The 21971-nt window shown below is 47.6% G+C and carries 19 protein-coding genes and 3 tRNA genes; 4 read left to right on the top strand and 18 right to left on the bottom strand.

From position 1 onward, the window contains the following. Positions 1-16 precede the first annotated feature (16 nt). The 3 genes from CWI73_RS10515 to bfr (CWI73_RS10505) are packed head-to-tail and all read left to right on the top strand — an operon-like array spanning position 17 to position 1219. Positions 17-241, top strand: a complete 225-nt coding sequence (locus CWI73_RS10515) for a (2Fe-2S)-binding protein (protein WP_126752735.1) — start codon at positions 17-19, stop codon at positions 239-241. Positions 242-275: 34 nt separating this feature from the next. After that, positions 276-752: a bacterioferritin gene (gene bfr, locus CWI73_RS10510; protein WP_053952900.1), complete on the top strand. Its 477-nt coding sequence runs from the start codon at positions 276-278 to the stop codon at positions 750-752. Beyond that, positions 752-1219: a bacterioferritin gene (gene bfr / locus CWI73_RS10505; RefSeq protein ID WP_126752734.1), complete on the top strand. Its 468-nt coding sequence runs from the start codon at positions 752-754 to the stop codon at positions 1217-1219. The genes bfr (CWI73_RS10510) and bfr (CWI73_RS10505) overlap by 1 nt, the downstream gene beginning before the upstream one ends. Positions 1220-1272: 53 nt before the next feature. On the opposite strand, the gene CWI73_RS10500 is transcribed toward bfr (CWI73_RS10505), so the two are convergent. From CWI73_RS10500 to CWI73_RS10470, 7 genes are all read right to left on the bottom strand, one after another. Beyond that, positions 1273-1611 (bottom strand): hypothetical protein, encoded by a 339-nt coding sequence (locus tag CWI73_RS10500; protein ID WP_126752733.1) that lies wholly within the window; start codon positions 1609-1611, stop codon positions 1273-1275. 349 nt (positions 1612-1960) lie between these two features. Continuing rightward, a tRNA-Ser gene (locus tag CWI73_RS10495) sits at positions 1961-2048 on the bottom strand. A 46-nt stretch (positions 2049-2094) separates the two neighbouring features. Beyond that, positions 2095-3726 carry a methyl-accepting chemotaxis protein gene (locus CWI73_RS10490; RefSeq protein ID WP_126752732.1) on the bottom strand — a complete coding sequence of 544 codons (1632 nt, stop codon included), beginning with the start codon at positions 3724-3726 and terminating at the stop codon, positions 2095-2097. 125 nt (positions 3727-3851) lie between these two features. After that, the gene (locus CWI73_RS10485) at positions 3852-4514 is read right to left on the bottom strand and encodes a gamma-glutamyl-gamma-aminobutyrate hydrolase family protein (RefSeq protein ID WP_126752731.1); all 663 of its coding nucleotides are present in this window, start codon (positions 4512-4514) and stop codon (positions 3852-3854) included. Further along, complete coding sequence (locus tag CWI73_RS10480) at positions 4487-5464, bottom strand: amidoligase family protein (RefSeq protein ID WP_126752730.1); 978 nt, start codon at positions 5462-5464, stop codon at positions 4487-4489. The genes CWI73_RS10485 and CWI73_RS10480 overlap by 28 nt, the downstream gene beginning before the upstream one ends. Further along, complete coding sequence (locus CWI73_RS10475; protein ID WP_126752729.1) at positions 5457-6842, bottom strand: M28 family metallopeptidase; 1386 nt, start codon at positions 6840-6842, stop codon at positions 5457-5459. The genes CWI73_RS10480 and CWI73_RS10475 overlap by 8 nt, the downstream gene beginning before the upstream one ends. 72 nt (positions 6843-6914) lie before the next feature. Continuing rightward, a complete protein-coding gene (locus tag CWI73_RS10470; RefSeq protein ID WP_126752728.1) occupies positions 6915-8837 on the bottom strand; it encodes a PilZ domain-containing protein in 1923 nt (640 codons plus the stop codon). A gap of 72 nt (positions 8838-8909) precedes the next feature. Here CWI73_RS10470 and CWI73_RS10465 point away from each other — a divergent pair, with 72 nt between their 5' ends. Further along, positions 8910-9752, top strand: a complete 843-nt coding sequence (locus tag CWI73_RS10465; RefSeq protein ID WP_126752727.1) for an SDR family oxidoreductase — start codon at positions 8910-8912, stop codon at positions 9750-9752. On the opposite strand, the gene CWI73_RS10460 is transcribed toward CWI73_RS10465, so the two are convergent. From CWI73_RS10460 to tolQ, 11 genes are all read right to left on the bottom strand, one after another. Further along, a complete protein-coding gene (locus CWI73_RS10460) occupies positions 9719-11155 on the bottom strand; it encodes an FAD-dependent oxidoreductase (RefSeq protein WP_126752726.1) in 1437 nt (478 codons plus the stop codon). The genes CWI73_RS10465 and CWI73_RS10460 overlap by 34 nt on opposite strands. Continuing rightward, positions 11155-15621 (bottom strand): glutamate synthase large subunit, encoded by a 4467-nt coding sequence (gltB, locus tag CWI73_RS10455; RefSeq protein ID WP_126752725.1) that lies wholly within the window; start codon positions 15619-15621, stop codon positions 11155-11157. The genes CWI73_RS10460 and gltB overlap by 1 nt, the downstream gene beginning before the upstream one ends. A gap of 133 nt (positions 15622-15754) precedes the next feature. Next, positions 15755-16795, bottom strand: a complete 1041-nt coding sequence (gene nadA / locus CWI73_RS10450; RefSeq protein WP_058579477.1) for a quinolinate synthase NadA — start codon at positions 16793-16795, stop codon at positions 15755-15757. Between the two features lie 96 nt (positions 16796-16891). Continuing rightward, positions 16892-16967 (bottom strand) — tRNA-Lys (locus tag CWI73_RS10445). Positions 16968-16996: 29 nt separating this feature from the next. Next, positions 16997-17072: transfer RNA gene (locus tag CWI73_RS10440), tRNA-Lys, on the bottom strand. A 134-nt stretch (positions 17073-17206) separates the two neighbouring features. After that, the gene (ybgF, locus tag CWI73_RS10435) at positions 17207-17965 is read right to left on the bottom strand and encodes a tol-pal system protein YbgF (RefSeq protein ID WP_126752724.1); all 759 of its coding nucleotides are present in this window, start codon (positions 17963-17965) and stop codon (positions 17207-17209) included. 23 nt (positions 17966-17988) lie between these two features. Next, the gene (pal, locus tag CWI73_RS10430; RefSeq protein WP_126752723.1) at positions 17989-18525 is read right to left on the bottom strand and encodes a peptidoglycan-associated lipoprotein Pal; all 537 of its coding nucleotides are present in this window, start codon (positions 18523-18525) and stop codon (positions 17989-17991) included. A gap of 48 nt (positions 18526-18573) precedes the next feature. Then, positions 18574-19923: a Tol-Pal system beta propeller repeat protein TolB gene (tolB, locus tag CWI73_RS10425; RefSeq protein WP_126752722.1), complete on the bottom strand. Its 1350-nt coding sequence runs from the start codon at positions 19921-19923 to the stop codon at positions 18574-18576. A gap of 12 nt (positions 19924-19935) precedes the next feature. After that, positions 19936-20832 (bottom strand): cell envelope integrity protein TolA, encoded by an 897-nt coding sequence (tolA, locus tag CWI73_RS12635; protein ID WP_273268193.1) that lies wholly within the window; start codon positions 20830-20832, stop codon positions 19936-19938. Between the two features lie 2 nt (positions 20833-20834). Then, positions 20835-21263: a protein TolR gene (tolR, locus tag CWI73_RS10415; RefSeq protein WP_053952916.1), complete on the bottom strand. Its 429-nt coding sequence runs from the start codon at positions 21261-21263 to the stop codon at positions 20835-20837. Further along, positions 21260-21970, bottom strand: coding sequence for a protein TolQ (gene tolQ / locus CWI73_RS10410; RefSeq protein WP_126752721.1), 711 nt, complete (start codon positions 21968-21970; stop codon positions 21260-21262). The genes tolR and tolQ overlap by 4 nt, the downstream gene beginning before the upstream one ends. Between the last annotated feature and the right edge of the window lies 1 nt (position 21971).

Raw genomic sequence — 21971 nt, 5'->3', positions numbered from 1 at the left:
GTTGAGGTGATAGTCTATGTATGTATGTCTTTGTAAAGGAGTCAATGATAAAACCATCCACCAGGCAGTAAGCTGTGGAGAGGTTTCGTCAATGCGTGATCTACGCCAGCAATACGGTGTAGCTTCGCAATGTGGCTGTTGTAAAGACTGTGCAAAAACCGTTCTTAACGAAGCGCTTCAGGAAAACTCCCCGAAAAAATCTCAAGAGACTTCGCTGCCAGTATCAGTGTGCTACACTTAATTCATACGTTGTGAATTAAGAGGTAGCTCGAACTATGAAAGGTGATGCAAAAGTTATTCAGCAGCTTAATAAGGTGCTGACCTTAAAGCTGACCGCTATCAACCAGTATTTTCTACACGCCCGTATGTACCAAAACTGGGGCTTCAACAGCTTAAACAAAGCTGTTTATAAAGCGTCCATTGAAGAAATGAAGCATGCCGACGTTATTATCGAACGCATTTTATTTCTAGAGGGTATTCCTAATTTACAAGAGCTAGGAAAGCTGTATGTTGGAGAAGAGCCTCGCGAAATGTTGGAGCTTGACCACAAGGTGCAGTTTGGTGACGTCAGCGCCATACGCGACGCTATAAAAGTTTGTGAAGAGCACAAAGACTATGTCAGTCGTAAAGCGTTACGGGATATTCTGGACGCTCAGGAAGAACACCTGGACTGGTTGGAAACCCAAATTGATCTTATCTCCCGCCTTGGTAATGAGGTGTACTTACAAACAAAAATGGATGAGGCTGAGTAATGCGCAGAGATAACAATGTTGTTGAGCAATTAAACCGTTTGCTCGCGTTTGAACTGACATCAATTGACCAATACACCTCCCATTCACGTCAATACGAAGACATGGGCTTAATGAAGCTTTATGAGCGCATTAACCATGAAATTGATGACGAACGCGGTCATGCTGATTTACTTATTCGTCGTATTCTGTTTTTAGAAGGCGAACCAAACATGAATAACCGGGAGCCTCACAATATTGGCTCTGACGTTCGTGAAATGCTGGAAAACGACTTACAACTTGAGTACAACAACGCAAAAACATTGCGTGAAGTTATCGAGTATTGTGAAGAAGTCGACGATTATGTAACACGCGATATGCTTGTTGGTATTTTAAAAGACACCGAGGAAGACCATGCCTATTGGCTGAAAATTCAGTTGGGCTTAATGGACAAGCTGGGTGAACAACTTTACTTACAGAAAATGATGTAAGTTTTGTTTATGAAAGCAAAAAGGCGCCAGAAGGCGCCTTTTTAGTATTTGGCTTATAAGCCATAAACAGTGACATAAAACTCGTCATCGTCGTCGGTTGACTCAACGGTATATTCTACCGGCACATTACTCTCACCGCCCGGGCCAGACATAATTAAATCAGCAGCGCACTGATAAGTATCAAGCTTTTCATCGTGCCCTTGCGTGCGAATAGCATCTAATGACATATCAATTAAACTCGCAAATTCAGTTCCAAACTGAGCAACTAACTCATCATTACTAATTTCCAAAACTAAATCGACTGTTTCTGAGTCACTGCACGCCGGTGTTCCGCCGCTGCACGCAGATAGCATAATTGCGCCTGCCACTACCGGTAAAACTCGTTTAAACATAACCTATCCTTATTGGTTTATTACTTGGCAGGAAAGCGCCAGAACAAAATGCAATGTCACACCTTCCCTGGTACTTACCTATTAAACGAATTTTTAAACTACCACCCGGGGGGATTATTGCAATAGAAACGAGCCGTGCAGACACAAAAAAACCGCCACAAGGGCGGTTTCTTTGTATCTGGCTTCGATCGAGGGATTAACTCGGGCCCTCCATGGCCCTCGCCCTTCGGGCAGCGCTAAAGCGCTGTTCAAAACGGCTTTCCTGCCGTTTTGTCGAACCTTAGGGTTCTCATCAAGTCCTCTTTCTGCAGACACAAAAAAACCGCCACAAGGGCGGTTTCTTTGTATCTGGCGGAGAGAGAGGGATTCGAACCCTCGATACGTTGCCGTATACACACTTTCCAGGCGTGCGCCTTCAGCCACTCGGCCACCTCTCCAGAACGGCCGCTATGGTAGGGGTTTTAGCCGTTCTAATCAAGGGCTTTAAGCAATTTTAAAGCGTTTCATGCCTTTATTTAACCGTTGTGCCAGCTCTTGCAGCTCGCGGCTGGCTTCACTAATTTGCTCAGAGCCAGCAGCGGCTTGCTCAGCGGCTTCGGTGATAGAGGTGAAGTTCTGGTTAATTTCTTCCGCAACAGCGGTCTGCTCTTCAGCGGCTGTTGCTATTTGTGCGTTCATGTCGCTCATTTTCGCAACCGAGGTGTTTACGGACTGCAATGACTCCCCTGCTCTGCGCGCTTGCTCAACACTCTCTGTGGCTTTCTGGCGGCCTTGTTCCATCACGTCAACGGCATTGGTTGCGCTGCCACGCATAGTTTCAATAAGGCTTTGAATACTGCGTGTAGAGTCCTGAGTTCTGTTTGCCAGAGCCCGAACTTCATCAGCGACTACTGAGAAGCCTCGTCCATGTTCACCTGCGCGGGCTGCCTCTATTGCTGCGTTCAGCGCCAGCAAGTTGGTCTGGTCAGCAATGCCTTCAATAACCTCTAACACTTTATTAATTTCAGCGGTATTGTCAGACAGTTCACCAATAACCGCTGAAGCACTTTCAACCTGTTTAGCCAGCTCTTCAATAGAGCGCACCGTTGCTTCTACTTCACGGCTGCCGTTGACGGTTTCCTTGTCGGTGTCATCGGCTAGCTGCGCCGCTTCCTCGGTATGCTGCGCAACTTCACGAACCGTTTGCGACATCTGGTGAATCGCTGTCGCACCTTGAGTCGTCTGCTCTTGCTGCTCAACAACCAGTTGCTGGTTATTGTCTGCAGTTTCTGAAAGCTCAGAGGAAGCATCTACCAAAGTGGTCGCCGATTCATTCACTTCTTTCAGCAAGCCTTGTAAGCGGCGGACCATGGTATTCACGTCGTCCATCATGCTGCCTTTGTATTTTGAACGTGTTTCAACGGTTAAATCGCCGTCCGCAATTTTCTGAAGCACCTCGGCCGCTTCTTCTGGCTCACCACCAATTCTGTGCGTTAGTCGAACCACAATTCTCCACGCAACCAAACCACCGGCAATAATCGCGAACGCCGTTATCCACCACATTAACGTGGCAAAGTTTTCGCTTCGCTCCATAACACCCTGGGTGCCCTTAGAGATGCTCGCTTCCTGATAGTCGATAAAGTCGTTAATACGGTTAAGCCACTCAGCGTAAATAGGCCCCAGCTCACGAATAACGTAGTCCTGCGCTTGCTGACGTTGGTCCGACTGCAGCAAGCGCTCAACTTCCGCAGCAGACTCTAAACCTTGCTCGCGTATTTCCGCTATAGCCGCCAACAATGACTTTTCCTCACTATTAACGAGCTTCTCATTAGAAACGATGCTCTTCATCCCCTGTTGAGACTCTGCGTAGTCGTTTTTAAGCTTCGCAATAAGTTCTCTCAACGGCGGCCGTTCGCTTGCGCGCTCGACTAACACTAAGTCGCGTAACGCAATGGCTCTGTCGTGCACGCTGCCACGATAATTAATAGCAAACCGTTGTTTCTCACTACCGACCTCGTTGACCCGCACCAGAGTTTTATCAATTTCGCCTACTTGGTAGGTGCCAATAATGGTAGTTATTGCAAGCAATAACAGAATAAACACAAAGCCTGCGTATAACCGATTTGCTATCGTCATCGTTTTCTTACCTCAAAACTGCCGGGATAATATTTAATTGAATGTTTATACAGAATAACTGAAAGGAAGGATCAGAAAGAATGGATAAAATAAGATGAAATTAATCGGTTTTAACGGTTAATTTTTTAACGACTTAATAACCAACGAAAAATTCTGAGTTGGCTGGGGACATAAAACATATACTCCGGGTGCCACTGAACGCCAATAACGGCTCGTTCTCGACCATCACTTTCAGATGCCTGAATAAAGCCATCTAAGTCCCAGCCGGTAGCTCGCATGCCCACACCCACCCGTTTTACAATTTGAGAGTGCAAGCTGTTCACCCGGAGTTTGCGCTTTTTACATACCTCAGACAGTAAGCTTTCTTTTTCTAAAAACACCTGTTTGGTCGGCAACAAGCCCGGACGGTTATAGGTCAGCTTTCTCAGCTCTTTTATGTTCTGGTTAAGCTCACCGCCAAGCACGACATTAATAAGCTGAGAGCCTCGGCAAATGCCCAAAAGTGGCTTTCTATTCTCAAGCGCCCATTGTATCCAGCGAATTTCAATGTCATCGCGATCGGGGTCATATTCGCCATCGGGCTCAGGAGGCTGGTTGTAGTGAGACGGACTGATATCATCGCCACCACCAATAATTACGGCATCCACGTTAGAGCTTTCACAGCGGTGCCTGACACTGACTCTTATGGGGTGGGCACCAAGTAGCCTGAGCGCCAGCCAGGTGCACCACCACGAGGGAGACCACTTTCGTGCAGCCCCTGTTACCACCACTCGCGGTCGCTGAGCCATTGCGTTAGCCTTTCTTTCCAGTCCGTTTCGGCGACGCCCATTATTGGCCTTTCCGCCTCGAGAAATGCATTGCGCCAATACGCCAAAGCGTTTTGGTCACTTGCCAAAGCTTCTATCACCCACCATAAGTTCCATTCTTCACTAAGCTGCCAGCCGGGATGCTCAATTTGGCAATTCGGTAAGCGATAATGAAACGTTGGACGTGCTTTTATTTTTCCGTCATTAACAGCATTCATAACCCTGTCTTCGTCAACCATGCTAAACAGCGGAAGCATATCAAGCGCTCGGTTTCGAGTTGCGTTAAACGACAAATAATCATCAATAAGTGTCGACATATCAGCCTCCTCCTGAGTCATCAGGCGGTGCAGATAGTCTTCAGGGTATTTATCAATATACGGGCTGATTTTGCGTGTGGTATCAACCTGATGCTTCTCGATTAGCCACCATTGCAGCAGACCATAGGCCTGCAAATATCGCAGTACCGTTGGCGCATCGAGTTTGGGAATTTCAGCATTGATATGAACCCCATAGGCGGCTATCCAGGACTCATCGGTACCTTTAGCGCCTGCCTTACGAAGCTTATCAACGAGTGTTGTCAGGACCTTGCACTGCGCTAGCGTTAACGGTGGGCAGACAATTTCAATCGGCACCCAACGCTCAGCTAAATTGCCCAGCTCTTTTAACAGGCTGGACTCGTCGGCGCCCTCTGCTTTCGCTTTTTTCTTAAGGTACGCCCAGTCAATTTCGACATTGAAAGTGCCCAGGTCTGAGGTTTTAACTTTGTGCTCTGCTTTTGATTCACGAACACATTCACCATCGACGACTGAGCACAAAATTGTCGATGTCTGTTCTAATGTTAAGCCACTGAACTCCAGCTCAAAACCAACAGTTCTTGGTTCGTCGCTGTCATTCAGTGGCACAGGTAGTTCTTTAAAGTACGTCTCACTCAATCGAAAACTGTCCTGCTGGTCCTGGGAAAACAACCGGGCTTTCAAAGCCGTCTTTGCTTACACTAGCTACACCAAAAATGTAGTTATCGATCACAATGTTTTCCAGCGTATATTCATTCACGTTGCCAACATAGCGGCTAAACTGCCACTGTGGTGCGTCAGTTAAACGCCAATACACTTTATAACCAGCAATGTTCTCTTCATCTTCGCTTTGCGAACTCCAGCGTAAGGTTGTATCCGGTTTTACAGCCCCTTCAATTTCAACGTTTGCCGGAGGTCGTGGCGCCCACGCCATGCTAGCCAATGATGCGGCGTTCAATGCGGTTAGTTTAGCAGCGTACTCAAAGTTCACACCGTCAATAGTGTCACCGTATTTGATGCCATTTTCGGTACGCAAGTCCTGATGCTGACGGTTGTAGTTTTCATTCGTTTCCATAATACGAATGCCCGGATAGCCGAGGTCGTTAAAGGGTCTGTGATGACCACCGCGGCCAAAGCGATCTAAGCGATAAACGACCATGGTATCTAAGTTCGGCACATATCGGTCTGCCACCCAGTCTATGTAACGCGCTAAATTGCGAGACGGAGAGTCAACCTCTCCACCATAGTAACGACGCATAGTGGCTTCACGGTCAGACTCGTTCATGCGAGTACCTTCTGCGAAAATCCGAGCTGTTGAGTTATTGATAACCCCGTTTATGCCCTCGATGTTGCCAATCATGTCATTGTTTAACACGGCGGTCAGGTGCCAGTCTTCATCCTTGGCTTTCTTCGCTAAAATTTTACCGCCAAACAAGCCTTGTTCCTCGCCCGCCAAAGCGGCGTAAACGATAGAGCCATCAAACTCGTATTGACTCAGAACACGTGCTGCTTCCAAGGTGCCTGCAACACCTGATGCATTGTCATTTGCACCGGGAGCGTCTGATGTGTAGTCCATAACGTCACTAACGCGAGAGTCGATATCGCCTGACATCATGACGTAGCGATTCGGATCGGTTGTTCCTTTTTGAATAGCAATAACGCTTTTTACTTCTACCGGGTCTGGAATGCGGTCTTCGCCAGACACAACGTCACTGACATACATAACTTCCAGACAACCACCGCAGGCTTGCGAAATTTTCTCAAACTCCGAATAAATCCAGCGACGCGCAGCACCAATACCACGAGTATCGGATTCAGTTTCTGACAAAGTATGACGGGTGCCAAAGCTGACTAACTTACGAATGTCTTTTTCTATGTTGTCGGCTTCTACGGCTTTCACAATGTCGTGCAGCTCTTCTTTGTCTTCATAACTCACTGCGTCCTGAGCATGAGCTCCGAATGAAAACGTCGTACCCAGCCCCAGTAACAGCGCAGGCGCTAACCATTGTTTAGTCATAAAACAACCCTTCTTAACTATTGAAGTAATGTCATTTGATTATGCGGTATGACAACCAGGATGAAAAGGCGCTTAATTGGCTTGCTTTAGAACGCTCTTTGGCTGTTGTACAAGTGACGATAAATGAATCAGGCTTTGAGTCACGTCTGACACGGTAATAACTGCCTTACACTGAAGAAATTCCGCTTCAAACTCTTTCGCCCGGTGCGGTAGATAGCGGCTTATATAGGACAATTCGTTACGCACCGCATCGCTCAAGTTGGCTTCACAGCAGCTGCCGTGGATGTGTAAGGCTAAAATTTGACCGTCATCTTTTAGAAAATTCACATATTCAGCCGCTTCATTAAAGGTCTTGTAGGTCTTTAATGACCGCCCTATTACCGTTTCTTTGCCTGGAAGGTGCGGCACTCGTAATACAACAATCGTTGGCAAATCGCTGGGATCTTTTGTTCGCTTTAACGCATCAATAATTTGCCGCTGTAACTGTCGCCCCCCCAATACTTTATCACTGTCACTGAGCCAAAAGCCGGCGTCTTTAAAGACTTCAGGCAAACCTTCGCTAAAGGGCATTAAGCCGGCGACTGTAGGCTGCCACTTACCGCCGTCTTTATGAACAAATAAGGCGTTCGATAAGGAATTGCTAAATTGCACTGACAGAGTGTTCTCATCGCTCTCAATAACTGAGACTTTCCGTAACGAAGGGTCTTTTAACTGGTAAGGTTTCAACTTTGACAGCGCTAGCTTCTCAACATTTGTGTCATTCACTAACGGCAGCGGCAACTTCTGAAGCTCTGCAAATACTGCCTGTCGCTTGGCATCGTGCGTTAGGGTTATTTCATAAATCTGTACAGGGTATCCAGCCTGTTTTAATGCAAATAACGACCCTAGCCAGCCTGCTTCTTTGCTCAATTCGGCGACAGGAACAATGTACTCGTGCCAACGCTTATTTAGCGGCAGACTCAATCTGAAAAAACAAAGCTGACGTCGACTTTGCTTACGTTCCGCTTTCAGCTCATCAACCGATTGCTTCACCCAGGCCATTTCCATGAGTTGCGCGAGCGTATCAGTGGCATGCTTTTGCCAACTGTTTAATAAAGTCCGGTTAGTTTCAGTAGCCAGAACACAACAAGTTGGTTTATCGTCTGGCAAGACTATTTTTAATCCACCGTAGACGCTCGCCCACAACGCTTCATAACCACGGGCTTTTACCCTTTGCAAGCTATGATCAATATTGACTTTATAGCGGTGCTTATACTGGTTGATAAGCTCATCAATAAACGTGCGAAAGGCGTTGTTGTCATCGGTTTCTAATCGTTTTAGCCGCAAGTACACATAAGGTTCACTGCTCTGCACAGCAACCACGCGGTATTGCACGCACGGCTTACTGCTAACCACAAAATTCTCTGCTATGCCAGAAAAGCACACTTCCAGCTGAGCAAAAAGTAACGACTTTATTTGTTCGGAAGATTCCACTTTTATTTGCAGACCATTTGTCGATATATCCACCGACGTTGCAGTGAACGACTGTCCATCCGCTAACGTAAAAGAAATCGGCGAGACAAAGTTCATACGCTCTTCCCGACGAGAATAAGGATGCCCGGCTATAAAGCTGTCTAAGGAAGTCGCTTGTGTATTACTTGCCGTTAATTCATGAGTGTATTGATTTCTCAACGCCAGAATTTGCTGTTTAGTGTCTTCGGTAAAAACGCCTTTGTACGCTTTCAGACCTTTTTCAAACAGTTGTTGTGCTCGGCTGTCAAAATAATGGGTGCGCCCCTGAAAGGAGTAAGGAAAGACCTCATAGGGGACTTTCTTTCGCAAATCGACAACGCCTAACGCTGGTTTTGCCAATTCGGTAATGGCCATTTTTACTTTCAGCTTATCGGGGCCGCTGAGGTGTTTGGTTTTGCGCTTAAATACAGACTCAAACTGCGAGCGATGATACTCTGTCTTTAACTCGTCAACGAGTGTCTGCAAGGCGGCATTGAGGGTCATTGTGGCACTGTTTTTTTATCGTTATTTAAGTCGCTGATACATTTTATTTACATTAACGCTAAGGGGTTGATCATGCAAACGCTTTTACTCGGCTACGGAGACATCGCGCAACGCACTGCGCGCTTGTTGGTTAAAGGTGGACATAGTGTCACCGGTCTTTGCCGACACCCCGACAGCAAACCCACTATTGATGGTGTTCAGCTTGTCGCTGGCGACTTTAATAACGAACAGGATCTAATGCGGTTATTCACCACTCAATGGGACGCTATTGTCGTTACTCTGACTCCGTCGCGTTCAGGCTCGCAACGCTACCACGATGGTTATGTTGTGCCCTGTCGGCACTTGCAGCAGGTATTAGCACAAAGTGGGCAACAGCCTTACATTATTTATGTGTCCAGTACCGGCGTTTATGCTCAGCAAGATGGCGAATGGATAGATGAAACCAGTGAAACGGCTCCTACGTCTGAATCTGGTCAGGCGTTGTTACAGGCCGAGTCGCTAATTGACTCGCTGCCAACACAAACCACGATTTTACGTTGTAGCGGTATTTACGGTGAAGGCAGAGACTATCTATTAAAGCAGTTGGTTGCCGGGAATATGAGTTTACGTGACAGTTGGACAAACCGAATTCATCAAGATGATGTCGCCGGTTTTATTCATGCGTTATTAACATCGATTAAAAGCCCGCAGCCGCTTTATCTTGTCAGTGACGATAAACCCGTTAAACAATACGACATGTATCAATGGTTAGCGAAGCAACTCGGAGCCAGTATTACCTCTGACGTTGAGCCTGGTCCGGGTCCCAGAGGTTCAAAGCGATGTGACAATAGCCGCCTGAAAAACAGCGGCTATAAGCTTAAATACCCCACCTTTGTCGAAGGCTATGAGGCTTTTATTAATAGCTGGTCAAAATAATCGAGCATTCCTTCAGCGACGGAGCGACCTTCGGCTATAGCGGTAACAACCAAGTCTGCGCCGCGAACCATGTCACCGCCGGCGAAGATCTTCGGGTGACTGGTTTGCATAGCGAACTCTCGATTGGAGTCGGTTAACACCGTGCCCCAATCGCTCAGTTCAACATTATGCTTCTTCAGCCACTCGGGTGGGTTTGCCTGATACCCAAAAGCGATAATTACCGCCGTTGCAGGCAAAGTGAATTCTGAGCCTTCAACGGGCTCAGGCCGGCGTCGGCCATCACTGTCGGGCTGTCCTAATGCCGTGTTCACCATTTTGACACCAGTCACCTGTCCAGACTCGTTTGCTTCTATTTCCACTGGCTGAACGTTAAATAAGAACTCACCGCCTTCTTCTTTGGCGTTTTCCACCTCGCGGCGCGAGCCAGGCATATTGCTTTCGTCACGTCGGTAAGCGCAAGTCACCGACGTTGCACCTTGCCGAATTGAAGTGCGTACACAATCCATAGCGGTATCACCACCACCCAGCACCACCACTTGTTGCTCGTTAAGGTCAATATGCGGGTATTGCGGCATGGGCTTATGCGACATTAAGGTTTGTGTATTACCGATAAGAAACGGTAATGCCGGATACACTCCGTTATGCTCTAGCTCTTTTAAGCCGCCATCCAGTGCTTTGTAGGTGCCTAGCGCCAGAAACACAGCGTCATACTGATCAAGCAGTTCCGAGAACTCGATATCCTCACCAACAGTCACGCCCAGTTCGAATTGCACGCCCATTTCAGTGAATATCTCGCGGCGTAACTTCATGACTGCCTTGTCGAGTTTGAACGGTGGAATACCGTAAGTCAGTAACCCACCAATTTCAGGGTAGCGGTCATACACCGTTGCGGTAACACCATTACGCGCCAGTACATCGGCACAGGCTAAACCGGCCGGTCCTGCGCCAATAACAGCGACTCGCTCCACTCGCTGTGCGACCCCACTTAAGTCGGGTCGCCAGCCGTTGGCAAAGGCTTCATCGACAATTTGCTTTTCAATACTGCCAATAGTGACAGCACCGAAGCCATCGTTAAGCGTGCAAGCCCCCTCGCAGAGACGATCTTGCGGACACACACGACCACAGACCTCTGGCAGACTATTGGTTTTATGCATAAGCTCTGCGGCTTCCGTTACCCGCCCCTGATTCGCTAATTCCAACCATTGGGGAATATAGTTGTGAACCGGACACTTCCATTCGCAATACGGATTACCGCAGTCCAGGCAACGATCAGCCTGCCCTTGCAGCTGTATACCCGACATCGGCTCATAAATTTCGGTAAATTCAATGCGACGCTCATCCGCAGCCTTTTTCGGCGGATCGATTCGCTGAACGTCTAGAAATTGATACACATTTTTATTCATTACATCACCTGTACCCGAAGTTCAGCAGTAGAGCGTGCGCGGTGTCCCAGTAAGTCGGACACGTCCTGAGATTTTGGCTTCACAATACGGAAGCTTTTTACCGTCTCGTCAAAGGACGCTAGTAGCTTTCTGGAGTATGCACTGCCGGTGGCTTCATGGTGTTCATGAATAAGCCCACGCAAATGCTCTTTAATAATAGAGGTTTCAATATCCAGTGCTTCAACCAACTCATGGTTTAAACGGCGGTGTAAATCTCCGTCTAAGTCACGCAAGTAGGCAAAACCGCCTGTCATACCGGCACCAAAGTTAATGCCGCAATCGCCTAATACTGCGACAATACCGCCTGTCATGTACTCACAGCCGTGATCACCAATAGACTCAACCACAGCGGTGGCACCTGAATTACGCACAGCAAAACGTTCGCCGGCACCACCGGCCGCATAGAGCTTGCCTCCGGTGGCACCGTACAAACAGGTATTCCCCATAATGACTGCTTTATGACTTAGGTAATTTGCATTTAGAGGCTGCTTTAAGACAATTTCACCGCCAGCCATGCCTTTACCGACGTAGTCGTTGGCATCTCCGATCAGTCTTAGTTTTAAGCCTCCGGCATTCCAGGCACCGAAGCTTTGGCCTGCCGTACCGTTAAAGTTCAAAGTGATAGGCGCTGTCGCCATACCCTGATTACCATGCCATTTAGCAATATGGCCCGATAAACTAGCGGCAACAGAGCGGTCGTTATTTTGAATGGAGAACGACCACTTGCCGCCTGACTTATTTTCCACGGCAGACTGAGCCGCTGATAATATTTGCTGATTCAAGTCGCCTTTATCGAAAGGCTCGTTCTTTTCTGTGCAATGCAATGGATATTCAGACTGAATGCCCGACGACGCAAGCAATTCGGTTAAGTCTACCGCTTGCTGACGTTTCGTTTCACCCGGTAAGCGCTCCAGCAAATCTGTGCGTTCAATCACGTCCGTAAGCTCTGTTACACCCAAGTAAGACAGAATGTCGCGCACTTCTTCCGCCATAAACTCAAACAATCGAATGACTTTTTCCGGCAAGCCAGAAAAGTGCTTCTTCCTGAGTAATTCGTCTTGCGTTGCAATACCTGTCGCGCAATTATTTAAGTGGCAAATCCTTAAGTATTTACAGCCCAGAGCGACCATCGGCGCAGTACCGAAACCAAAGCTTTCCGCACCTAAAATAGCGGCTTTGACAATGTCTTTGCCGGTTTTCAGGCCACCATCTACCTGCAGCCGTATCTTGTGCCTTAGTTTGTTGGTAACCAAGGCTTCATGCACCTCAGCGAGTCCCAGCTCCCAGGGTGAGCCGGCATACTTCACTGAGGTTAACGGACTGGCACCGGTGCCACCGTCGTAGCCCGAGACCGTAATAAGGTCAGCATAGGCTTTTGCCACTCCCGTAGCGATGGTTCCAATACCCGGCGTAGAAACCAACTTTACTGATACCAGCGCCGCTGGATTTACCTGCTTAAGATCAAAAATAAGCTGGGCGAGATCTTCAATCGAATAAATATCATGATGCGGCGGCGGTGATATCAATGTCGTACCCGGCACTGCGTAGCGCAACTGGGCAATTTCCGCAGTCACCTTCTCGCCAGGAAGTTGCCCACCCTCTCCGGGTTTCGCACCTTGAGCCACTTTAATTTGAATAACGTCAGCATTCACCAGGTAATGCGGTGTCACACCGAAACGCCCTGACGCTACTTGTTTAATACGAGAGTTCTTTTCAGTATAGAACCGTTTAGGGTCTTCGCCCCCTTCTCCTGAGTTGGAGTGTCCACCAATTCGGTTCATTGCTATCGCTAGTGCTTCATGGGCTTCTGAACTGAGCGCACCAATGGACATAGCGGCGGTGTCAAAGCGTTGGTACAAACGCTCTTTGGGTTCAACCTGTTTAATGTCGATAGCGGGGGTTTCCGGCAGCTTCAAGTCCAGCAAGTCACGAATATGAGTCACTGGTCGTTCGTTCACATGCTTGGCGTAAACCTTGTAAGCGCCTTCGTCTCCGGTATTGGCAGCTTCCTGTAAGGCCACCACAACATCGGGGTTATAAGCATGATACTCACTGCCATGAACGTACTTTAATAAACCGCCCTGCGCTAAGGGTTTGCGCTTTAACCAGGCTTTCTGGAAACGCTGCAGTAAATCCTGCTGTATGTCGTCAAAACCTGTTCCGTTAATGCGCGCAGGCATATTGCAAAAGGACAGCTCTCTGACATCCTGATTAAGCCCAACGGCTTCAAACAGCGATGCGCCACGGTAGCCGGAGATTGTCGAAATGCCCATTTTCGAGAGTATTTTCAACAGCCCTTTATTCAGCCCTTTGCGGTAATTCAGTAGTGCTTCTCTGACGGATAAGTCGACTTTGTGCTTTTCAACGAGCTGCTCAACCGTTTCGTACGCCAAAAATGGGTATATAGCCGTGGCGCCTAACCCCAGCAGAACCGCCATGTGATGCGAGTCACGCGCTGACGCAGTTTCAATAATAATATTGGAGTCGCAGCGCAGGTTTTCATGCACTAATGCCTGTTGAACCGCGCCAACCGCCATTGGTGCCGGAATAGTAACATCACCTTTTTCAAAATGACGGTCGCTAAGAATGGCAATGACCACGCCTTGCTGCCTTACTGCTTCAACCACATTCTCAACAAGTTCAGTGAGCGCGTGTTGTAACGACTTATCTGCCGGATTAAAGGCCAGTGAGAAATCCATACTGCGGTAGTGCTTTTCATCTAACTCTCGCAGTTGCTTAACGTCGGTATACATTAAAATAGGCGACTCAAAAACCACTCGGTCGGCATCGCCGGACGCTTCATTAAAGACGTTATGCTCACGGCCAATGATGGTGCTTAACGACATAACGTGACGCTCCCGAATAGGGTCAATTGCCGGGTTGGTAACCTGCGCGAACTGCTGCCGGAAATAGTCATAAAGCAGTCGAGGTTGCTTTGACAAAAAAGCTTGCGGGGTATCGTCGCCCATGGAGCCAACCGCTTCCTGACCGTCTTTAGCAAGAACACTCATCACCTGTTGCAGCTCTTCTTCTGAGTAAAGAAACGCTTTATGAAATACCGCCATTGTCTCGTCGTCATACAGTCGCTGGCCTATTTTGTCGGCGTGACTGCGTTCAAACGGCACTAAATGGCGACGGTTTTGCGACAACCATTGCTTGTAGGGGTGACGGTCTTTAAGCTCCGTTTCTATGTCATCGTTATACCAAATTTTTCCGGTATAGGTGTCGACGGCCATCATCTGCCCCGGTCCCAGTCGACCTTTTTCTTTGACTTCGGCTTCGTCGTAATCCCAAATCCCCACCTCTGACGCAATAGTGAGAGTGCCAGATTTGGTCAACACATAACGTGCAGGACGTAAGCCGTTTCTATCCAGACTGCAAGCCACATGGCGACCATTACTTAAGACAACACCGGCAGGACCGTCCCAGGGCTCCATATGAAGCGCGTTAAACTCGTAGAATGCACGCATATCTTCCGACATAGTTGCATCGCCCTGCCAGGCAGGTGGAATTAACAAGCGCATTGCGCGGAATAAGTCCATACCACCGGCTAATAGCAATTCCAGCATATTATCGAGGGAGGCAGAATCTGAACCGCTCATGCCAACTAAAGGCGTTGCATTCTGTAAGTCTGGCAGTAACGGCGTGTGGAACTTATAGGCTCGAGCCCTCGCCCACTGCCGGTTTCCCCGTATGGTATTAATTTCACCATTATGAGCGAGAAAGCGAAATGGCTGTGCTAATGGCCAACGGGGTTCAGTATTCGTTGAAAAGCGTTGATGAAACACACAAATAGTCGTCGTCAGTTTATCATTAGTGAGATCGTGATAATAACTAGCCAGATCTTTTGCTAACACCAGACCTTTGTAAACAATGACTAAGCTTGATAAAGAGGCGATATACAGTTCACTATTGTCGGCATAATGCTGTTCGATGCGGCGACGCGCCATATATAGCCGACGCTCCAGGTCTTTTTTACGCCAACCGGGTGGCGCTGACACAATGACTTGCTCGATATCAGGCTCTGACAGTGAGGCTTGCTCACCCAAAATAGTCCGGTCTGTCGGAACCTTACGCCACCCATTTACTGTTAGGGTTTCTTTTTGTAACTCTTGCTCGATAAGCTGGCGGGCGGCTTCCTTTTTGTCATGGTCTTTACTGAAAAACACCATACCAACAGCAAACTTTTTACTGAGCGACCAATTCTGAGACTTCGCGTAGTCCTTGAAAAACTGTTCAGGTAACTGCAATAAAAGACCACAGCCATCGCCTGTTTTACCATCCGAACCAATACCGCCACGGTGCTGCATTCTGTCCAGACCATGCAATGCAGTGGCTATTAACTCATGCCTGGCCTCACCATTGATATTAGCAATTAAGCCAAAGCCACAGTTGTCTCTTACATCTGCATTTTGATACAGCCCCATGCAACGCCCCTGCATAAATAATCAATTATTTTAGATTAGCATGCAGTTGTGGAGTTCGGTAGGAAGCTTATTTATTATCGTTATAAATAGGTTGTATAGAGGTAAAAAAGGCCTCGGATTGAGGCCTTTGGGGTTATTTCAGCGTGGCGGCAAAGGCCAGCATTCTATCAAGAGGCACCATAGCTTGCTTACCGAGTTCCGGGTCAACATGAATTTCATGCTCTTTGCCACCGGTTTCTAGCGCTTGCTCTATGGCTTTAAGGCCGTTCATTGCCATCCACGGACAATGCGCGCAGCTTCGGCACGTTGCACCATTACCCGCGGTAGGTGCTTCAATAAACGTCTTATTCGGCTGCAACTGCTGCATTTTATAAAAAATGCCTTTGTCGGTAGCCACAATAAAGGTGTCGTTCGGAAGCTCCTGGCTGGCTTTTATGAGCTGCGAGGTTGAACCGACAGCATCGGCCATTGCAACAATGTTTTCAGGCGACTCTGGGTGAACCAGAATGGCTGCGTCAGGATGTAACGCTTTCATGTCGTTTAGAGCTTTCGCTTTAAACTCGTCGTGTACAACACAAGCACCCTGCCATAACAGCATGTCTGCACCTGTTTCACGGGCAATATAACCGCCTAAATGTTTATCGGGTGCCCATAGTATTTTTTCGCCTTTCGCATCGAGATGATCAACCAGCTCCAGTGCCATACTGGATGTCACTACCCAGTCAGCACGTGCTTTAACCGCTGCTGAGGTATTTGCATAAACCACAACGGTCCGGTCAGGGTGTTGGTCACAAAACTCCGCAAACTTATCTGGAGGACAACCTAAATCCAAAGAGCATTCGGCATCGAGGGTCGGCATTAACACCTGTTTATTCGGTGTCAGTATTTTCGCCGTCTCCCCCATGAAGCGAACACCGGCAACAATTAACTTCTTCGCCGGATGGTCACGACCAAAGCGTGCCATTTCCAGAGAATCTGCAACACAGCCGCCCGTCTCTTCAGCCAAAGCTTGAATGTCAGGGTCAGTATAGTAGTGAGCCACTAACACCGCGTCTTTCTCTTTTAAGAGCTCTTTTATACGCGCGACAGTTTCCTGCTTTTCTTCAGGCGTTAAAGGCTTAGGTTTTGGCGGAAACCGGTAATCAAGGGTATCCAGCGTTTGAATCTCAGTCATGGTATTACAGCTTATGTCCAAGTGTTCTGTATAACGTGGCGGCTAGTATAATCGAATTCAAGAGGGGGTTGTAGTTAAGTTATCAGAAAGAAGAAGTGGTGGGTTGTGCAGGATTCGAACCTGCGACCAATTGATTAAAAGTCAACTGCTCTACCAACTGAGCTAACAACCCATATTTCTGATTTTCTTAGCGTTAGCGAGTGGTGGGTTGTGCAGGATTCGAACCTGCGACCAATTGATTAAAAGTCAACTGCTCTACCAACTGAGCTAACAACCCAACGCTAACTATTCGTTACCAGTTCTGCTTGGCAACGGCGGCATAGTTTACTGAAATAACGCGCTTATGCAACTTAAAATTGAAAAAAACTGTCTGACTGATTAATTCACGAACACATGTTGCGCTCGTGTTAGTTAATTCAGTCTTTGCTTGGCTAAATTTGCTTCAGTACTGTCTGGGTACTCGCTAATAACTTTTTCGTAATAACGCTTAGCATCAGCGGTATTACCTTGGTCATTTGCGATAGCACCAAGCTTCAATAAACAGTCGCCACGCTTATTACTATCCGGATAGTCTTCAACTACCGTCATGAACTGCTGTTCGGCCTTATCATACTCTTGCTGAGCAAAATAAAGCTGTCCCAGCCAGTAATGGGCGTTTGGCACGTAAGTAGAGTTGGGAAAGCTCTCCAGGAAGGACTGGAAAGCCGGAATGGCAGCATCATAACGCTTATCTTCCAAAACCAAAGCAATGGCTTTGTCATAGGCGTCATTTTCGCTCAAGCTCGCTGAATAACTGCTGCTATCAGTTTGCGTTGGTACCTGCTGCATATCGGAATAACCCGCGCCGGCACTATTACTCTGGCTATTGTTGTCCTTTAGCTGGCTAAAGCGACGATCAATTTCCTGATACAGCTCGCGCTGGCGTTGTAAAAGTTGTTCCAATTGGTAGGCGTGCTCTTCAGTTATACCTCTTAATTCTGCAACGTCTTGTTGCACAGAATTAAGTTGATCCATCATGTTAAGTTGCGCAGTAGAACGAGCTTCGAGCATACGCTCAATTTGCTTTAGGCGTTTCTCAACATCACCTGAAGAAGACAAACCTGAAACAGGCGCCTGGGCTAATGCAAGCCCAGGTACTAACAAACTGACAGCTAACAGCATTTTTTTCATGAACTACCCGTTTAAGTCTGGGATTAGTACACTAAAACCGCACGACGGTTTTTCGCGTACGCACTTTCAGTTGACGCATCAACTAAAGGCTTTTCTTCACCGTAAGATACGGTTGAAGTTTGAGAGTCCTGAACACCTAAGTTGTGCAAGTAGCTTTCAACCGCTTGAGCACGGCGCTCGCCAAGTGCAATGTTGTACTCAGGCGTACCACGCTCATCTGCGTGACCTTCAATAACAACTTTGACTGACGGGTTCTTCACAAGGTAATCAGCGTGCGCTGCTAATAACTCAGCGTACTCAGATTGTACGCTTGATTTATCGAAAGCAAAGTAAACAATGTGTTCTTTACGTAATGCTTCCATTTTCTCTTGACGCTGTTCTTCAAGAGTCTTTTGACGCTCTGCTGCACCAACCTCAACACCAGAGTCTTGCTCTGCTTGTTGATTTGTTTCCTGACCTGCGCCCATACCTGAATCGGTTTCCTGGTTTGAGCTACATGCGGCCAGAGTTGCCATTGGTACAACGATTGCCAGAGCTTTAAAAAGTTTATTAAGCTGCATCCTTTTCGTCCTTATCGTTTAATCGAACAATTCAACCATTCAGGCTATTTACATAAATGGCGACCAAGAGGGAGATTTCACTTCCCCATCAGAAGCCGGTAACCTTGCTTTAAAACGCCCATCGGTAGAGACCAATGCCAGTACTTGCTTGTTATTATGCGTTGTACTGTATATCACCATACTGCCATTCGGCGCGATACTTGGTGACTCATCCAAAGACGTTTTCGTTAAAACTTGCATTGTTCCTCGTGGGAACTCCTGCTTAGCTATATGATAGTTCCCTCTGGTACGGTTTACCAGAATCATGTTTTCACCTGACGGCGCTACCGTACCACCTAAGTTCTGCTCACCTTCGAACGTCAAACGCCGAACCTGACCAGAAGACAGCTCTACACTGTAAAGCTGAGGTCTGCCACCACGTTCGGACGTAAATACTAGCGACTTTCCGTCAGGTGTCCAACTCGGTTCTGTATCAATCGTACGATTCCGCGTAACTCGTTGCAAGTTTTTCGTTTTTATATCTAAAACATAGAGTTCCGGGTTGCCATCTTTTGAGAGCACCATCGCTAATTTTGAACCATCCGGTGAAAACACCGGGTTGCCATTGATACCCGGAAACGACGTTAGCTTTTCACGACGCGTGGTATAAATATCCTGCATGAAGATCTCTGCAGTTTTATTTTCAAAACTCACGTAAGCCAACTTGTTACCGTCTGGTGACCAAGACGGAGACATCAGCGGCTCAGGACTGCGCAGCAAGATCTTTTCATTAGCGCCGTCGTAATCAGCTACGGCAAGTTTATAGGGGTAGCGATCATCATGGTTCACTGTCACGTAAGCAATCTTAGTCATGAACGCACCTTTTTCACCGGTCAGCGCTTCATAAACAACATCCGAGATACGGTGAGAGTAGCTACGGAACTGATCCCCATCTATGACACTTGAGCGCGAATCTAGTACGTGATCATTGCTTTGCACTAATTCCCCATCGCGCAACATTTGTGCGTTACCACCAGTAATTTGTCCGCGCAATACATCAACTAACTCAAACTTAACCATATAACGGTCAACAGAGTACGGTTCTACAGACCCCACCAACACCGCTTCAACACCCATTTTCGCCCAGGCAGAGTAGTCAATATCCCCGTCTTTGGTCGGACGTTGGGGCATTGCTGTTGTAGGAATCGGGTTAAATCGACCGCTTCGTCTTAAGTCGGCAGCGATAACCTCAGTTAAATTTCCTGGTGGCTGCCCTTCGCCTTTCCACTCAAAAGGAACCACAGCAATAGGTCGTGCCGTATCGATACCTTCGGTAATGACGATTTCTAACACACCTGCACGGGCAGAGCTCATCACAACAAATAGCAGAGCCAGGGCTTGAAATACGATTTTTCTCATTGGTCACCTTAATTACAACTGTGGCTTAACAGTCAGTTTAATTGTACTCATCTGCTGGTAAATTTCCGGGTCTTCCGACACCGGTAGCGTATTTGCTTTTAAAACAGCATTACGCGCTGAGCGACACACACTGGCATCACCGTTCCCGGTATCTACCGATTTAACAAATCCACTTGGCGCAACGCTAATGGTTAACTCACATGACTTGCCTTGCATGGAGTCGTCAACTGTCCAGTTACGTTGAATGGTCTGCCGTATTAATGCCTGATACTTTTCAACTTCACTCAACACTTGCTGGCGTCTCGCCGCCTGACGGCGAGCGCGCTCTTCTTCCATTTCTTTTTTCAGTTGAGCTTCCCTTTCAGCTGCACGTCGCTCTGCTTCCTCGCGTTTACGTCGTTCTTCCGCAGCCCTTCGTTCAGCTTCTTCCGCTTCTTTCTTGCGACGCTCTGCTTCTTTAGCTGCCGCTTCTGCTTTTGCTCGCTCTTCCGCTAGGCGCTGTGCTTCCTTCTTAGCTTGTTCAGCTTCTTTGCGCGCTTGTGCCGCTTCCTGGCGTTCAATTTCTTGCTGACGTTCAATTTCTTTTTGACGTTGCTCTTCGCGCTCTCGAGCTTTACGTGCTTCCTCAGCTCGGCGCTCTAAACGCTCAATTCGACGCTGCTCAGCAGCCTCTGCTTCGGCTTTTTGTCGCTTCATTCTATCAACTTGTTCCTGCACCTTAGCTTTATCAACGGAAACTGCGCTGACAATTTCTTCCGCAGGTTCAATGTCGCTTTGGTTTAAGTTAACTTCCATCGCTTCTGGTGTCGATGGCGTAAACTCAAAACTAATAAGCAATACACCCGCTATAACAGCGTGTATTGCTATAGAATATATGAGCGGTAACGTTAAGCTCTCCGATTTATCCACAACTACTCTTCCGACGAATCTGTCATTAACCCAACCGATGGTACACCAGCTCTTTGCAATAGCACCATCAATTGAACAATTTGGTTATAAGATACCGCACCATCACCGTTCACCATAACAGGCGTGTCAGGTTCTACTTGCAAATGCGCCGCCACTAAAGTCGCAAGCTCATCCGCCTGCATTGGCGTGTCTTGGCTATCACCCTGGTTCAGGTAATAGCGGCCTTCGGCATCAACAGAGGCTACCAACGGGGGCTTACTGTCTTCCGACAATGGCTCTGCCGTCGCTTTTGGTAAGTCTACCTTTACCCCTTGAGTAATTAATGGCGCCGTTACCATAAAAATAATAAGAAGAACGAGCATCACATCGATGTATGGCACCACGTTTATCTCAGCAACCGGCTTACGCCGTTTGCGCGGCATGACCATCATAGTGACTCACCTTCCACTTTTTCTTTAGATAACTTCGCCAGTGCCTGACGCTGTAAGATAGAAGTAAATTCGTCAATAAAGTTCATGTATTGACTATCAATTTTCTCCGCGCGGGTCGTAAAACGGTTAAACGCAATAACCGCCGGTATCGCAGCAAATAAGCCCAGCGCGGTTGCGATAAGTGCTTCGGCGATACCCGGAGCGACCATCGCCAGTGTCGCCTGCTGCACGGCCCCTAACGCGATAAACGCATTCATAATACCCCATACGGTACCGAAAAGACCGATATAAGGGCTAATAGAACCAATGGTTGCCAGCGTACCCAAATGGCTATCTAGCTTCTCCATTTCACGGGCGTGAGCAACACGCATCGCACGGAACGCCCCTTCAAGCATTGATTGGTTGCTCCCGGCGGACTGGTTACGAAGCCTTGCAAACTCTTTAAATCCAGCATGAAACATTAACTCCATGCCGCGAGCATTTTTTGCACGCGCAGATATCTCCTGATAAAGCCGGGCTAAATCCACACCCGACCAAAAGCGATCTTCAAACTTTAACGCGTCTTTTTGCGCTTGATTAAGTACTTTCCGACGTTGGAATATCAGTACCCAGCCCCAAACAGACATAGCGAGTAGGATGATCATAACCAGCTTTACCAATAAGCTGGCCTGCAAAAATAAATCAATAAACGATAGCTCTGCTTGCACG

Source organism: Idiomarina piscisalsi, from assembly GCF_003987095.1.
Taxonomy (GTDB): Bacteria; Pseudomonadota; Gammaproteobacteria; order Enterobacterales; family Alteromonadaceae; genus Idiomarina; species Idiomarina piscisalsi.
This window is presented reverse-complemented; position numbering and strand designations above follow the sequence as displayed.

What these genes read in the sequence shown, in the direction of transcription:
- CWI73_RS10485 (WP_126752731.1), bottom strand. Translation starts at nt 4,514, where the DNA reads ATGGCTCAGCGACCGCGAGTGGTGGTAACAGGGGCTGCACGAAAGTGG.
- CWI73_RS10515 (WP_126752735.1), top strand. Translation starts at nt 17, where the DNA reads ATGTATGTATGTCTTTGTAAAGGAGTCAATGATAAAACCATCCACCAG.
- CWI73_RS10500 (WP_126752733.1), bottom strand. Translation starts at nt 1,611, where the DNA reads ATGTTTAAACGAGTTTTACCGGTAGTGGCAGGCGCAATTATGCTATCT.
- ybgF (WP_126752724.1), bottom strand. Translation starts at nt 17,965, where the DNA reads ATGAAAAAAATGCTGTTAGCTGTCAGTTTGTTAGTACCTGGGCTTGCA.
- tolB (WP_126752722.1), bottom strand. Translation starts at nt 19,923, where the DNA reads ATGAGAAAAATCGTATTTCAAGCCCTGGCTCTGCTATTTGTTGTGATG.
- bfr (WP_053952900.1), top strand. Translation starts at nt 276, where the DNA reads ATGAAAGGTGATGCAAAAGTTATTCAGCAGCTTAATAAGGTGCTGACC.
- CWI73_RS10470 (WP_126752728.1), bottom strand. Translation starts at nt 8,837, where the DNA reads ATGACCCTCAATGCCGCCTTGCAGACACTCGTTGACGAGTTAAAGACA.
- CWI73_RS10460 (WP_126752726.1), bottom strand. Translation starts at nt 11,155, where the DNA reads ATGAATAAAAATGTGTATCAATTTCTAGACGTTCAGCGAATCGATCCG.
- CWI73_RS10465 (WP_126752727.1), top strand. Translation starts at nt 8,910, where the DNA reads ATGCAAACGCTTTTACTCGGCTACGGAGACATCGCGCAACGCACTGCG.
- CWI73_RS10490 (WP_126752732.1), bottom strand. Translation starts at nt 3,726, where the DNA reads ATGACGATAGCAAATCGGTTATACGCAGGCTTTGTGTTTATTCTGTTA.
- bfr (WP_126752734.1), top strand. Translation starts at nt 752, where the DNA reads ATGCGCAGAGATAACAATGTTGTTGAGCAATTAAACCGTTTGCTCGCG.
- pal (WP_126752723.1), bottom strand. Translation starts at nt 18,525, where the DNA reads ATGCAGCTTAATAAACTTTTTAAAGCTCTGGCAATCGTTGTACCAATG.
- tolR (WP_053952916.1), bottom strand. Translation starts at nt 21,263, where the DNA reads ATGATGGTCATGCCGCGCAAACGGCGTAAGCCGGTTGCTGAGATAAAC.
- gltB (WP_126752725.1), bottom strand. Translation starts at nt 15,621, where the DNA reads ATGGGGCTGTATCAAAATGCAGATGTAAGAGACAACTGTGGCTTTGGC.
- CWI73_RS10475 (WP_126752729.1), bottom strand. Translation starts at nt 6,842, where the DNA reads ATGACTAAACAATGGTTAGCGCCTGCGCTGTTACTGGGGCTGGGTACG.
- nadA (WP_058579477.1), bottom strand. Translation starts at nt 16,795, where the DNA reads ATGACTGAGATTCAAACGCTGGATACCCTTGATTACCGGTTTCCGCCA.